Genomic DNA, 15356 nt, shown 5'->3' with positions numbered 1-15356 from the left:
TAAAGCACAAAGTACAATAACTAAGGTAAATTAAAGTTTATATATTATAAATTAATAAGATATTTGCAAAAAAATTGTGAAGTGAAAATACAACTTCTACCACTTATATTTTTAGTTACCCTAGCCACTTCCGCGCAAAGCGTTAGAAAATATTCTAACGAGTTTATGAATATTGGTGTGGATGCTGCGGCATTTGGGATGGCCAATGCGGTAACCGCCACAACTGCTGATGTGAATGCTAGCTACTGGAATCCAGCCGGACTCACACGTTTAGAGGATAATGAAATTGCTTTAATGCACGCCAGCTATTTTGCTAATATTGCCAATTACGATTATATAGGAGGCGCTATGCCTTTAGACGATCGCAGTGCGGTAGCTATAAATGTGATTAGATTTGGGGTAGATAATATTCTAAATACTACACAACTTATAGATGATCAAGGGGAAATTAATTATGACCGAATAAGTTTATTCTCTACAGCCGATTATGCTTTTACGTTTTCTTATGCGAGACAATTACCCTTAGATGGGATGTCGTATGGTGTCAACGCAAAAGTAATTAGACGTATTATTGGTGATTTTGCAAATTCTTGGGGCTTTGGTTTAGACCTTGGCGTTCAATACCAAAGTGATAATGGTTGGGAGTTTGGTGCCATGGCGAGAGACATTACCACTACTTATAATACATGGACGATAGATGAAGAAGAATACAGCACTGTTCAAGAAGCGGTAGAAGGACAAAACCAAGAACTCCCTGAAACGACCGAAATTACTTTACCCAAACTACAATTAGGAGTGGCTAAAACCTTCACTATTCGTTACGATTTTGATATTAAAACAGAGCTCGATCTACAAATGCGCTTTGCTGAAACTAATGATATCATCTCTACCTCTGCCGTAAGTATGACACCTGCCTTTGGTTTTGAAGTAGGTTATATCGATATGATATACCTAAGAGGCGGGGTTGGAAATTTTCAAAATGTAGAACAATTAGACCAATCTTCTAAAGTAGGTTTTCAACCTGGTTTCGGACTAGGATTTAAATACAAAGGGATTCACGTAGATTATGCCTTTACCGATATTGGAGACCAAAGTGTCGCTTTATACTCTAATGTTTTTTCCTTAAAAATAGACTGGAGTATCTTTAGGTAATCAACCTAAGCGTTGATTGTGGTTATATTTCAGCGAAAGCTTCAAGCAGAGTTCATGCTTAGAACTTGTATAAATTCGTTTTTTTTTAAAGTGATAATAGTATCTTTGGGTATATTTTCTATGCCATGATCAAAAAACTTATCGCTTCTTGCCTTAGCGGAATATTACTCGCTTTAGCTTGGCCCACCTACGGTTTTCCTGTATTGCTTTTTATTGCTTTTATTCCTCTTTTATGGTTGGAATATGATATCCGTCAAGCGGAAAAAAAGAAAGGAGCCCTTCATGTTTTTTTATACAGTTACCTTAGTTTCTTTATCTGGAATATGATTACTACCTATTGGCTGTACTTCTCCACCCCTTTTGGCATGTGGTTTGCAGTAGGCGTCAATACGCTTTTAATGAGTTTGGTTTTTCTATTTTATCATTTTTTAGCAAAAAAAGTTCCTTTTCATCTTTCTGCCATATTTTTAACCACCTTATGGATTAGTTTTGAAAACTTACACTTACAGTGGGAATTTTCTTGGCCTTGGCTCAATTTAGGAAATGCCTTTTCTGAATATTACCAGTGGATACAATGGTACGAGTTTACAGGAACCTTTGGAGGTAGTCTTTGGGTGTGGATTCTCAACTTTAGCATTTTTAAAAGTATTCTTTTATACCTTAAATATAAAGACACAGCAATTATTAAAAGAGCTACCCTTAAAGCAGTATTAATGATAGGCATTCCCATTGCGTTTTCTTACTACCTATTTTATTCGCTTACTTACAAGGATCAACCTCAATTAGAAGCTTTAATCTTACAACCCAACATTAACCCTTATACCGAAAAGTACAACACTACAGATAAACGTATAGGTGATTTATTAACGCAACTCACCCAAGAAAAAATTACCTCCAATACAGATTTGGTATTAGCTCCCGAAACTGTTTTTGCCGATGGGACAGAACTAGCACAGTGGGATTATTCTTTTGCGAAGAATATGAGTTTGAGCGCTATTAAAAATAACTCCCAAGCCAGCTTTTTAGGAGGAATTTCCTTTTTTGAAAAAATCACTTCTCAAGATCAAGTTCAAAAACAAACCAATTACCTTAGAGAAGGATTGTGGTATAATGATTATAATTCTGCCTTTATGGTAAATAAAAATAATCTAGAGCAAATTTACCACAAATCAAAACTCGTTGTGGGTGTAGAAAACTTTCCTTATCAGAGTGTTTTAAAACCTATACTAGGTGATGCGATGATCGATTTAGGAGGAACCGTAGCTATGAAAACCACGCAAAACGATAGAGAGGTATTTAGCACCCTTCAAAATCACAAAATAGCTCCTATCATTTGTTATGAATCTGTATACGGAGAATATGTTACCGGGTATGTAAGAAATGGGGCCGAAGTCTTAGGGATTATCACTAATGATGCTTGGTGGGGAAATACCCAAGGCCATCAACAACACCTTAGCTATGCAAGATTAAGAGCCATAGAAACCAGACGCTCGGTAGTGAGAAGCGCCAATACAGGAATTTCGGCGGCTATTTTACCAAATGGAGAAGTAAGTAAACGTCTCGATTATGAAGAACAAGGAAGTATTTTGGCGCACGTGCCTATTTCTAAAAAAATGACGTTTTATGTGTTATTCGGAGATTATATCGCTAGAATCTCTCTCTTTATCTTAATTTTTGTACTCCTTTTCGCATTTACCCGAAGAAGAAATGAAGTATAAGTTCAAGCTTAAACCTTTAACACTAGAAAAAACGCTTTATACATTCAATTAATTACTGTAATATTGCAGCTCTAATTAACAAAAATCCATGGATTCACAAAAAGTAGACATGTTTATCATGTCCAATAGCAAGTATTTTGAAAGTCATCACCTCCCACAAATCAGAGAGCAGTTATTGGCTTTAGACGACTCTAAATGGGGGCTAATTCAAACCCTTCAATTTCAAGACCCAACAACTATTCTTATCGTTTCTCTTTTAGCAGGAGGTCTAGGAATCGACCGTTTTATGATTGGAGATACAGGATTGGGAGTAGGAAAATTACTTACCTGTGGCGGATTTGGTATTTGGGCAATTGTAGACTGGTTTATCATTATGGGAGCTGCTAAAGACAAAAACATCGCCAAGCTTCAGCAAGTATTATATTAAAGAATGACACGAAATAAACTCTATACTTTCATCAGCGTATTGAGTTTGTTGGGCTATGCATGGTTAGGTTATCAAACCTATTCCGAAAAGCAAAACTCCAGTATAGGGCAAGTTTGTATGTTTAAAGCAACTACAACTTTGCCCTGTCCTTCTTGCGGATCAACTCGTTCGGTATTAGCTATTCTCCAAGGAGATCTTTCTCAAGCTTTTTATTTTAATCCGTTAGGTTTTCTCCTAGTAGTCGGACTATTTATTTTACCGCTTTGGATCATAAGGGATGTGGTTTTAAAAAAAAAATCTTTCTTTAAATTTTACCTTCTATTTGAAAAATGGATTGTAAAAAAACCAATTATGATAAGTCTTATCGCTATCATTTTATTAAATTGGGGATGGAATGTATATAAAGATTTATGAATTCTAAGTCCTTTCTAGAAAAAGAATATGAAGCCGAAAAAGCTTCTAACAGTTACCTAATGTCCTTAATAGCTATCATGGCAGGACTACCATTACCTATTCTTAACTTATTAGCCACTTTTATATTTTATACAGCTCACACCCGTAAAAATTATTTTATTAGGTGGCACTGTACCCAAGCTCTCATCTCTCAACTTATTGTATTCCCTATTAACTCTATTGCTTTTTGGTGGACGTTTAGAGTTTTCTATGCCTTTACGGAAGCAAATCTCGCTTATTATATATATATGGCAGTTATAATAGGTATCAATGCCATTGAATTTATAGCAACCATTTATGCCGCCATAGAAACCCGAAAAGGGAATCACGTACGATGGTGGGGGCTTGGTCAACTTGTAGATGCTCTTGTAAAGCGTTAGGTTTACTGCCCTCGAAAGAAAATCACTGTACTCATCGTTTTTAAAATAATCCGTAAATCTAAAAACAAGCCTCGGTGTTTGATGTAGTAGAGATCATATTGAAGTTTAGTCAAGCTATCTTCTTCACATTCTCCATACTTCGTGCTTACTTGCGCCCATCCTGTTAATCCTGGTTTTATACTATGTCTAATTTCATAAAATGAAATTGATTTTGATAATTCTCTTACAAAATACGGGCGCTCTGGTCGCGGACCAATAAAACTCATTTCCCCTCTTATCACATTCACAAATTGCGGAATCTCATCAATACGAGTTTTTCTTAAAAATTTACCAAAAACAGTAATTCGAGCATCGTGTTTACTGGCAAATTGAGCTCCGTTCTTTTCGGCATCCTTAACCATCGTTCTAAACTTGATGATTTCAAATTCTTCCCCCCCTCTACCCACTCGGGTTTGTCGATAAAATAAAGCCCCTCTATTCCAGCCCAAATTCAGTAAACAAACAAATGGAATAAAAAGAAGTAAGACTCCTAAGCCTATTCCCGAAAAAATAAGATCAAATAAACGATGAAAAAATAAATAAAGTTTATTTTGATTGCTTCGGCTAAATGGAAAGTATTTATAAAAATCCTTATCCATATGTTCTACAGGCAATCTGCTGGTTATGTCTTCATATACATGAAAGTATTCTTTAATAGGATAACCTTGTTTTAATAACACCATCAATTTGGTATATAAGTCTTTTCCTACTCCTTCTTGTAGGGAGCTCGAAACTACAATTTCACCTATGCGCATTTGTTTTACTGCTTGCAAGAGTTCGGCTATTTCTACTTTCGGGATTGAACTAGAAGGATTATGGTTAGAGGTATTAAGGTAACCCACAACTACATAATGCGGGTCCGCAGCTTGGAGATTTGAAACTATTTTATCGATTTCAAAAGAATCTCCGACTACCAATACATTTTTATAAAACCTTGGAGAACTAATAAAAGTAATATAAGCTAAGCGCCACACGAATAAGGATCCTAAGATAGCTAAAAAGAAATATAAGATTTGTAAACGATTAGCGGGTAAAGAGGGAGTATAAAACGGAGTAAGTAAGTAAAACAATACGGTTACCGAAGTGGTTAGGACAATGTTTTTAAAGACTCTATCAATATCATTCGTTTTTTGCAAATTATACAATTCAAAAATAGTAGCAAAAACCGTTAAGTAAATGACTAGAACTATAGACCAAGCCCAATTGGTGGTGCTAATCTTAAAATAGGCGAAGTCAAAAACAGAACTTACAAAATAAAGCCCCGATAAGACGAGAAGCACATCAAAAATCCTCAACAAAATCTTACGTTCAGATATTTCGAAGTGTATTTTAGATTTTGGTTTCATGCCTATGTTATCAATCGGTAAATATATTAATTTCTAAGAGTTTAAAACTTGAATCCATTTTTCTTTTATTATTCCCCAATCAAACTCCTCTATTAATTGCCTAGCATTTAAGGTTCTTTGATAAGCTTCCAAAGGATTTTCAATAAGATTTTCAATAGCCTTAAGCATCATTGTAACATCATTAGGCTCAACTAATAATGCATGTTTTTGATCTTCTAATAAATAAGGTATTCCACCCACTCGTGTAGAAACTATCGGTATTCCTAATGCAGCCGCCTCCATAAGACTCATGGGGGTATTATCAAAATTGGTGGTATTTAAAAAGATATCAAAATTGGCAGAAAGACTTATCCATTCCTTTTTTGAAAGTTTTCCCGTAAAATGAACTGGAAGTTGATGCTTTTCTACGTAAGCTTTACAACGAGGAAACACATCATTATCTAAAGGCCCCACCATACTAAGCTGAGCCTCAGCATAGGTTTCTAAAAGTTGTTTTAAAACTTGTATCGCTAAAAGCGGATGGTAAATTTCAGCAAAAGAACGTACCCATAACAGCCGCGGAGCCATCTCTTTTCTCATTTTAAAAGAATAGTCAGATACATCAAACCCATTAGGGATAAACCGAACATTCGTATAACCCTGTTGAAGAAATTGATGGATTAAATAACCAGAAGGAGCTACATTATATAACGCCTTATTAAATAAATCATGACTAGCCTTAGGTGATTTTTTTAATCTCGTGGGTAAATCTCCTCCATGTAAAATACAGATATAAGGAATTCTTTTAATGCGAGCTAGCTTAGCAGATAAATAGGCATACCAAAAATTTTTAGTACTATAAGTATCTATCAAGAGCACAGAATGTTTCCGAGGAAAACAGAATACACTCCATAGCATATGCAATAGCCTTAAAACGGAATTCTTACAAGAAGACACTTGTTTAACAGAATATCCCCAACTCATCAGCATTCGTCCTAAAAATTCAACCCCTGTTTCATTTTTTCCGTGCTTGGAGAGTTGATTGCCTAGATAAAGTATCTTTTTTCTTTTTTCCATAAGTTAAATTCAATAAAGCTAATCCGTAAATAAACCCAGGGGCTGCAATACGCATAGAGCTATGAGCCACGGTAAGAAACCAAAACCCTAAAAAAGAGTAAAAATATATATTCTGTTGTCCCTGCAATTTGCTGCTCAATGGAGCAAATATTAAAATTAATAGAGCTATTATACCAAATAGACCGTGCTCTGCTAACATCCTACTAATTTCATTATGCGTAGGCAAGGCACTTCCTAAGTGTTCAATGTGGTAGATTTTGGTGGCACCAATCCCTATTCCTAAAATAGGTTCATCGGCAAAGGCATCTATCTCTGCACTCAACAAATCTCCACGTCCTGTTGAAATATCTTCCTTTTCTCTTCCTAAAGAATCTTCATTCGCATAACGGTTACTTAATAAACCGCCAGTTTGACTCACCGCTATCAACCAAATTCCAAAAGTCACCGCAAAGGTAACCAATATCTTATAGCTGAGTTGAGCTTTCATTCTTAAACCAGATGAAAAATACAGCATGATCACAAATGCAAAAGCAATAAGAATCGCCACATACACTCCCCCTCTAGAAAAGGTTAGCAAAGCCCGATGCGCCATGGCGATTAAAAAAAACATCATCGTGAATTGCACCAGTTTATGTTTATACGGAAGTAATAATCGTGTAAAAAGAATAAACACCCCTAAGCCCAACATGGTTGAAACTTGATTAGGTCCATATCCTCCAGAGGTTGCTGCATTAGAAGCAGTATTGGTCACTACATCTCTAATTGCAGGATTATATAAATATAAATAAACCGTCATGGCTATAATAGGGTAGACTATCGTATCTAAAATTTGAAGAAACTCACTCATCTTCAAGCTTCTTCCATAGCAATACAAAGCTGTCGCACATAAGCTAATCGGTCCGCTTAAATTAAAAAGAACCGTTTTCCTATAGAGAAAAAGATCTCCTGCAAAATAATCTAAAGCCCCAATAAGACCGGGCAATAATAAAATAAGGTAAATAGCATAGGGATAAGCTTTTCGCTTAAAACCCTGATAAAACATACCAAACAGAAGAAATAAGATCACGACATATTTTCCCGTTTCATAAAACACCATGGCTTTAGTCATCCTAAAAAAAACCTCTCCCCCTACCATATAGGCACAAGCAATCAGTACTTCTTTTTCTTTGTTTTTTCGGGTGAGAAAGCGGTAAAGAAAGTAAAAAACACAACCAATTACATACACCTGCATGATAGGCCTATACATGATTGCTACTATTCCTAATGCTACATGAAATAAAATGGTAGAAATAGGCTTAAGGTCATTAAGCTTTTTTTTTCTTTTAATCCTTTTTATCATGTGGAATAATCTCTAATTGAATCCTCTTTCTATAATGCTCAAAAGTAAAGTCTGTAGCTACCTCATAAGCTTTAAGAGCTTTTTCATTCAACTCCTGCTCATTTTCCTCTCTAAAGATATGATTTAATATTTGTCTTAAAGTTTCGGCAGTTGGAGGATGTATAAGATAACCGTTTGAAGTATGAATATACTGTCCTATACTAGAAATTTGAGATACTATAGGAATACACCCATAATTCATAGCTTCAGCAATAACTTTAGGAAAACCTTCTGAAGCTGTACTAGGCAATAGAAGAAAGTGAGAGTTTTTATAAATTGCAAATACTTCCGCTCTACTTAAAAAACCATGAAATTGAACTGGAATATTTTTCTCTTTCACTTGCGCCTCATAATCCTCTCGTTTGGGACCGTTTCCTATCAAATGAATACTATTTACAAATTGTGAACACACACTTTGTATAAACGCATCTAATATTCGCTGTACCCCCTTTTCATCTTCTAATCGGCCTACAAAGCAGAATGTGAATTTAGGTCCATACTGTTTTTGTTTTACTATTTTCAATCCCTCTGCTCGTTCTGCTAAAGTCAAACAAGGGTTCTCAAAAGTAAGACACTGTTGGGGTTGATCAGGCCATTTTCCATTTATCGTAACCTTCCTCCTCTGCCTCTCCAGTAAATAACGTTGAATTTTGTAACCTAAAGGAGGATGCTCTTGACTCCAATTCCCAGCATACTTAAACCATCCTTTTTTAGAAGAAAACCAAGTGAGATATGGGATCAAATAAACTCCGATACCTACAGGCGCACGAAACTGAAAAACATCAACCATTTTTAACACCTCCCGAACCACGGAAATGGTTTGAGGTAAATTAGTGAGTACCGTCATTTTACTCCGAAAATCCCTTCCTCCTGAAGGAGGCAAAGGAACAAACTCTACATTTGTTGCTGTATACCTCAAAGAACTAGGCGGAGCATCTTCTGAATGAAAAAAAGCCACATGGTATATTTTTTCAAAATCATTAGCCAGATGGTTAATTTCTGTGACCGTCGGTCCCCATCCCACTATATTCCCGTCACCATCTTTATAATGCTCCGTATGTGAAATAATAGCTAACTTCATGAGATTTTTTTTAAGCAGAGTAAACCCATTAATGAGGTCTGAGAATTAAAACTTATAAGGCCATTGCAATAATACTAATAAATTTGTTACAATCATTCAGAGTTGAGTAGAGCGAAGTGAAGCATTTTTATTTTAAAACCGAAAATTACTTTTAAAATAATTATAACGAAATCAAAAATCACTATCATACTGAGCGTAGTGCAGCGGAGTCGAAGTATCTTTAGATTAGAAAATCTTAATATTCTTTTTAAGGAAAATCCCTTCATTTTACTCACTCACTTTGTTATTGCTTAAGTATTCTAGAAGCTGCTTCTTCTTTTTCATTGCTAAAAAGAAGCAAAAATCTAGACTGATTTTCCTGAACTTGAAAATCTGCTAAAAAACTTTATCCTGCGGATAGCAAACCGCTTCGCTAGGCTATCCTCCCCGTCCAACGCTAAGCTTTTTCTTGATTTTACTACACTCATGAAAAGTAGGTCAGTTCTCTTTCTAAGAAAAATTTAAATTATTCTAATAACAGCAAAAAAAATCTTTTGAAAGCTTGCGGCCTATCGAATATTACTCGTAAACCAATCTGTGTGTCTGGCAAGGTTAAAGCGAAAAGGGCGTAAAATTTTAAGCTGCTTGAGCGAAGTGAGTTCTCAAAATTTAGACCTCGAACGATAAATTTAGAGTAAGTTTCGTAAGCCTAGACTCCTGCCCGTATCAGTCGGACGGGTTTCTTACTTTTTCTGATAATGAGAAAAAGTAAAAATATGAGTAGAAATTAAAAGTTACTGTCGTACTAAGCGTAGCATAGCAGAGTCGAAGTATCTCTAACTTAGAAAATCTTAATATTCTTTTTGATAAAGCATTTTTTAAATAAAAACTCCAACTCCTTTTTTGAAAAGATTTCTCAGTCGTGCCTCCTTCGAAATGACAAATAACCTGTCAGTCAAAACAAAACGCAAAGGAGTAAAGGATTTTTATTTTAAAACAATTATAATGAAATCAAAAATAACTGTCATACTGAGCGTAGCGAAGCAGAGCCGAAGTATCTTTAGATTAGAAAATCTTAATATTCTTTTTAAGGAAAATCCCTTCATTTTACTCACTCACTTTGTTATTGCTTAAGTATTCTAGAAGCTGCCTCTTCTTTTTCATTGCTAAAAAGAAGCAAAAATCTAGACTGATTTTCCTGAACTTGAAAATCTGCTAAAAAACTTTATCCTGCGGATAGCAAACCGCTTCGCTAGGCTATCCTCCCCGTCCAACGCTAAGCTTTTTCTTGATTTTACTACACTCATGAAAAGTAGGTCAGTTCTCTTTCTAAGAAAAATTTAAATTATTCTAATAACAACAAAAAAAATCTTTTGAAAGCTTGCGGCCTATCGAATATTACTCGTAAAACCAATCTGTGTGTCTGGCAAGGTTAAAGTGAAAAGGACGTAAAATTTTAAGCTGTTTGAGCGAAGTGAGTTCTTAAAATTTAGTCCTCGAACGACAAATTTAGAGTAAGTTTCGTAAGCCTAGACCTTCCTGCCCGTACCAGTCGGGCGGGTTTCTTACTTTTTCTGATAATGAGAAAAAGTAAAAATATAAATAGAAATCAAAAAACTAATGTCATACTGAGCGCAGCGCAGCGGAGCCGAAGAATCTTTAGCTTAGAAAAGCTAAAGATTCTTTTTAATGAAACATCTTTAAATAAAAGCTACAACTCCTATTTAAAAAGATTTCTCAGTCGTGCCTCCTTCGAAATGACAAATAACCTGTCAGTCAAAACAAAACGCAAAGGAGTAAAGGGTTTTTATTTTAAAACAATTATAATGAAATCAAAAATCACTGTCATACTGAGCGCAGCGCAGCGGAGTCGAAGTATCTTTAACTTAAAAATTCTAAATATTGCCGAATGATCTTATCCCAGGTAAAATTTTGTGTCCATTTGAGTGCTCTTTCACTGTAGAGTGCGTAATCTTCTAATATCTCATCAATAGCTTGTACCACTTCCCGTGCATTTTTCGCATCCACTAACACGCCCGATGCATAATTATCTATAGCATCCTCTATTCCGCAGCCCTTCGCTCCAATACCAGGGACTCCTAATGCATTTGCTTCTAAAATGGCGATTCCAAACCCTTCTACATCCCCTTTGCGAGTGTGTTCACTCAACATCATAAAAAGAGTAGATTGTTTTAAAATTTTTAATTTTTCTTCCTCAGTAACCCTTCCGTAAAAAACAAGATGTTTTTCTACCCCTAAACTTTTTGCCAATTGCTGTAATTCCGACTGAGTAGTTGGAATTCCTACAATATGATAGGTGAGTTGAGGGTGTTTTTCTAAAATTAAAGGTAAAGCTTTTATGATATTATGTTGTCCTTTTCTAGGGGTCACGTTTCCTACAGTCACCAATTGCAGAGGAAGCAGAAGATGATTTTTAGGAGTGCTTTTGAAAGAAGAAATATCAAAACCATTAGGAATAACTTTAAGCTGATTTAGTTTCAAATGAGCAACTAAGCTTTTAGTATACTGAGAAACAGCTACAATTTTAGAAAACCTCCGAAGACAAAATTGAGTAAACCTTCGTTGTAAACTTGACGGAAGCAAAACTTCACTCCCGTGCAGCACCGCCACATATTCTTTCTGAATAAACAAACTTAGCAGTCCGCCTACCCAAATTGAAAATTTCCCTGAAAGTAAAACCACGTCTTGCTGTTTCACTAACTGAAAAGCTTTTTGAATTCGATGAAGGTAACTGACCAAAATTAGCCTTCTCCGCTTGATTCGTAGAATCTTAAAACTTTGTAATTGATCAAACTGCTTCTCTTCTTCTCCTTCCCCAGAACGCTGATCTGTTATAACTTGAACCTGAATTCCGTTTTCTTGGAAAGATTTTGCCAAATGAAATGCATGATTGCCAATCCCACCGGGTTGTGGAGGAAACTCTGAGGTGATTAATAAAATTTTTCTAGATTGTTTCAAGGTCTTCGATTTCTAATGAAATGTCATCTACGATTATTCATCAAAAAAAAGCAAAAGTTTTCTATTTAACGCTCTTTTTACTTTTTCTTTTTAAAAAGCCAGAAAAATAAAACAAGCTTGCCTGCCGAATGCAGGGATCTTTATTTTAAAACTCAAAAATACTTTTAAAACAATTATAACAAAATCAAAAAATACTGTCATACTGAGCGTAGCGAAGCAGAGTCGAAGTATCTTTAGCTTAGAAACTCTAAAAATTCTTTCTAATGGAGCGTTTTTATTAAAAACAACAACTCTTATTTAAAAAGATTTCTCAGTCGTCCCTCCTTCGAAATGACAAATAACTTTACAGTCAAAACAAAACGCAATGCACTAAAGGATTTTTATTTTAATAAAAAACTTTTAAAACAGTTATAACAAAATCAAAAACTACTGTCATACTGAGCATAGCGCAGCGGAGCCGAAGTATCTTTAGATTAGAAACTCTAAATATCCATAGAAAGCACACGGCATATCGAAAATTACTCGTAAAATTTAAAGTGAAAAGGGCGTAAAATTTTAAGCTGTTTGAGCGAAGTGAGTTCTTAAAATTTAGGCCTCGAACGATAAATTTAGAGTAAGCTTCGTAAGCCTAGACTCCTGCCCGTATCGGTCGGGCGGGTTTGTTTCTTTTGGGCAATGCAAAAGAAAAGAAAGAAACATTTATCAACTTAAACCTTCTTGCTCGTAACGGTCGAGCGGATTTCTTACTTTTTCCGGCAATGGGAAAAAGTAAAAATATAAATAGAAATCAAAAACTACTGTCATACTGAGCGAAGCATAGCGGAGTCGAAGTATCTTTAGCTTAAAAACTCTAAATACCCTTTCTAATGAAGCGTTTTTATTAAAAACTACAACTCCTTTTTAAAAAGATTTCTCAGTCGTTCCTCCTTCGAAATGACAAATAACCTTACAGTCAAAACAAAACGCAATGCAGTAAAGGATTTTTAGTTTAATAAAAAACTTTTAAAACAGTTATAACAAAATCAAAAACTACTGTCATACTGAGCATAGCGCAGCGGAGCCGAAGTATCTTTAGATTAGAAACGCTAAATATCCATAGAAAGCACACGGCATATCGAAAATTACTCGTGAAATTTAAAGTGAAAAGGGCGTAAAATTTTAAGCTGTTTGAGCGAAGTGAGTTCTTAAAATTTAGGCCTCGAACGATAAATTTAGAGTAAGCTTCGTAAGCCTAGACTTTTGTTTCTTTTGGGCAATGCAAAAGAAAAGAAAGAAACATTTATCAACTTAAACCTTCTTGCTCGTACCGGTCGGGCGGGTTTGGTTCTTTTTTTTTCCGGCAATGAGAAAAAGTAAAAATATGAGTAGAAATCAAAAGTTACTGTCATACTGAGCGTAGCGAAGCAGAGCCGAAGTATCTTTAGATTAGAAGCCCAAAAATCCTCTTTAAATAAAAACTACAACTCCTTTTTAAAATTCAAAATTAAACACTGAAAATTAATAGATCCCTACAACCTTTCAATTTTCGCTCCCTCTTTTAATTTTTGACTAGAGAGTTTCCACGATTTACAGACTTGAATTAAGATGACGGGCAGTAAGAAAACGGATAAAAAGACACCAATTAAAAGCATAGGTTTGTTCCTTTTAAATTTATAGGGGATTATAGACGGCGGTACCGTTTTTAATAAAGCCAGTCTTGCTCGTTTATTTCCGTGGTATTTTCGAAACAGGTACAATACACTAGGAATAGGGCGCGGAGCAAACCATTTTTCTGTTCTAAATGCATCCCAACTCCCCATTTCACGTAATCCTCCAGAGCCTACCTTAAGGTGCAAACGTTTGGCATACGGATTAGAAACATTTAAGAACCCCTCTAAATAGGCACGAAGTCCATATTCTCCATCCCCCATACGTTGTTTCTCAAATTGCCGATCGAAAAGCCCTATTTTTCCAAACACTTCCTTTTTCAATAAAACATTTCCGGTATCTAACTGACTGGAAATATGGAAAAAAGAATAATGCGCTGGGACTTCTCCGCCTTCTGTAGAAATAGAAACACCCGAAGAAATATCGGCTTTAAAATAATCTAAGGTTTTGATATGCTGCGTGATCCAGTCTGCATCTACCCGACTATCATCATCATAGAGTAAAATATAATCCCCTTTAGCCAATTGAATAGCGCGATTTCTAGCTAACCATAAAGCCTTTTCGGTTTGCTGAATAGCTTTCAAGTCTAGATTCCAGCCTTTATAAAAATCTTCTTGATAGGGTTCGGATTGATCGACCACAATCACTTCAAAATTAGTATAATCTTGAAGCTCCAAATCTTTCAGTACATCTTTCAAATAGGGATAACGGTTAAGTGTTGGAATAATAACCGAAATAAGAGGTTTTTCTTCTACTAATTTAGATTTATAATTCTTAAATTCCTTATGCTCAATGGGACGTTGTAAATAAGTACTCCGTTTTAATTTTCTTCCTTTTAAGTATGCGGGAATTTCTTTTAGAGGGTTTTTAAAAGTAAACAATCTTAATACCAATACGTACAAACACCAAACGGGATGAAAATATTTATGTATAAAGCGGTATTCATCTACCAAGGGCAATTTTTTAAAATGAGTATAATTATCGCCAGAGACTATATAACCTTTGTTTAAAGCCTGCCAAGAAAGGTCGTATTCTTTGGCTAAATCACTCTTAAAACCATTATCCTTTTCAAGCTGTTGTAAAATTTCTTGTGGTAAGTTTTCAACTTTTGGAAATATATAAGTCCCATCTTTTCTCTTTAAACCAAAGTAATGGCTGGGTTGAAGATATTTAAGAAAAGTAAAAAGCATTAAATTTTAGATTTTGCTGGGACCCCAAGAAGCGTTAAGTTATTATTAGGAAAGTTTTGAGTAACGCAAGCCATTGCTCCAATTCTTATATCGTTACCTAATGTTACAGGTCCTATGATACAAGAATTCGCTCCTAAATTACAATTATCACCTATCTTTATAGAACTACCCGAAAAACCACTTTTAATACCAATTACATTCCCTCCAGTTAGTGTTAATCTCTCAGATATTTGAGATTTTCCTGAAATTACAATTCCTAAACTTGGATGATGAATATTGATTCCTCCTTTTATATCTGCTCTATAGTGAATATCACAATTTGAAATTAGTTGCATAATAAAGAAAAAAGGTGAAATAATAATTCTAAAATATTTATAATTTGAACCCAATAAAAGAAATGTAAAGCGATCTAGCCGATAAGAAAGCAGTCCGTAAAAAGCACGATTTAGTAATAAAAGAATAACTCTATACTTATTCCTTCCTAATAGGGCATTAATATCTTGGTATAAATATTTAAATTGACTCAATTTT

12 protein-coding genes are annotated in these 15356 nt (G+C 35.1%); 5 read left to right on the top strand and 7 right to left on the bottom strand.

Features of this window, described 5'->3' with window-relative positions; translation table 11 throughout:
• Nucleotides 1–81 precede the first annotated feature (81 nt).
• The 5 genes from LX95_RS10995 (at nucleotide 82) to LX95_RS10975 (ending at nucleotide 4130) form a co-directional block, all read left to right on the top strand.
• Nucleotides 82–1152, top strand: coding sequence for a putative type IX sorting system protein PorV2 (locus tag LX95_RS10995; RefSeq protein WP_449405536.1), 1071 nt, complete (start codon nucleotides 82–84; stop codon nucleotides 1150–1152).
• Nucleotides 1153–1277: 125 nt separating this feature from the next.
• A complete protein-coding gene (gene lnt / locus LX95_RS10990; RefSeq protein ID WP_245924762.1) occupies nucleotides 1278–2870 on the top strand; it encodes an apolipoprotein N-acyltransferase in 1593 nt (530 codons plus the stop codon).
• 88 nt (nucleotides 2871–2958) lie between these two features.
• On the top strand, nucleotides 2959–3297 hold the full coding sequence (locus tag LX95_RS10985) for a TM2 domain-containing protein (protein WP_111541510.1): 339 nt from the start codon (nucleotides 2959–2961) through the stop codon (nucleotides 3295–3297).
• A 3-nt stretch (nucleotides 3298–3300) separates the two neighbouring features.
• Nucleotides 3301–3711, top strand: a complete 411-nt coding sequence (locus LX95_RS10980) for a DUF2752 domain-containing protein (RefSeq protein WP_111541509.1) — start codon at nucleotides 3301–3303, stop codon at nucleotides 3709–3711.
• Nucleotides 3708–4130: a DUF4870 domain-containing protein gene (locus LX95_RS10975; RefSeq protein WP_111541508.1), complete on the top strand. Its 423-nt coding sequence runs from the start codon at nucleotides 3708–3710 to the stop codon at nucleotides 4128–4130. The genes LX95_RS10980 and LX95_RS10975 overlap by 4 nt, the downstream gene beginning before the upstream one ends.
• A gap of 2 nt (nucleotides 4131–4132) precedes the next feature.
• Here LX95_RS10975 and LX95_RS10970 read toward each other — a convergent pair whose 3' ends face one another.
• From LX95_RS10970 to LX95_RS10940, 7 genes are all read right to left on the bottom strand, one after another.
• Complete coding sequence (locus LX95_RS10970; protein ID WP_111541507.1) at nucleotides 4133–5515, bottom strand: sugar transferase; 1383 nt, start codon at nucleotides 5513–5515, stop codon at nucleotides 4133–4135.
• A gap of 33 nt (nucleotides 5516–5548) precedes the next feature.
• Complete coding sequence (locus LX95_RS10965; protein ID WP_245924761.1) at nucleotides 5549–6571, bottom strand: glycosyltransferase family 4 protein; 1023 nt, start codon at nucleotides 6569–6571, stop codon at nucleotides 5549–5551.
• Nucleotides 6510–7910, bottom strand: a complete 1401-nt coding sequence (locus LX95_RS10960) for an O-antigen ligase family protein (RefSeq protein ID WP_111541506.1) — start codon at nucleotides 7908–7910, stop codon at nucleotides 6510–6512. Before LX95_RS10960 ends, LX95_RS10965 begins: the two co-directional genes overlap by 62 nt.
• A complete protein-coding gene (locus tag LX95_RS10955; protein WP_111541505.1) occupies nucleotides 7894–9030 on the bottom strand; it encodes a glycosyltransferase in 1137 nt (378 codons plus the stop codon). The genes LX95_RS10960 and LX95_RS10955 overlap by 17 nt, the downstream gene beginning before the upstream one ends.
• A 1860-nt stretch (nucleotides 9031–10890) precedes the next feature.
• Nucleotides 10891–11988 (bottom strand): glycosyltransferase family 4 protein, encoded by a 1098-nt coding sequence (locus LX95_RS10950; protein ID WP_111541504.1) that lies wholly within the window; start codon nucleotides 11986–11988, stop codon nucleotides 10891–10893.
• Between the two features lie 1508 nt (nucleotides 11989–13496).
• The gene (locus LX95_RS10945) at nucleotides 13497–14825 is read right to left on the bottom strand and encodes a glycosyltransferase family 2 protein (protein ID WP_111541503.1); all 1329 of its coding nucleotides are present in this window, start codon (nucleotides 14823–14825) and stop codon (nucleotides 13497–13499) included.
• Nucleotides 14825–15352, bottom strand: coding sequence for a DapH/DapD/GlmU-related protein (locus LX95_RS10940; RefSeq protein ID WP_111541502.1), 528 nt, complete (start codon nucleotides 15350–15352; stop codon nucleotides 14825–14827). The genes LX95_RS10945 and LX95_RS10940 overlap by 1 nt, the downstream gene beginning before the upstream one ends.
• Nucleotides 15353–15356: the final 4 nt, after the last annotated feature.

This window comes from Mesonia algae (assembly GCF_003253545.1).
Taxonomy (GTDB): Bacteria; Bacteroidota; Bacteroidia; order Flavobacteriales; family Flavobacteriaceae; genus Mesonia; species Mesonia algae.
The sequence above is the reverse complement of the archived record's forward strand: the minus strand, read 5'-3'. Positions and strand labels throughout refer to the sequence as shown.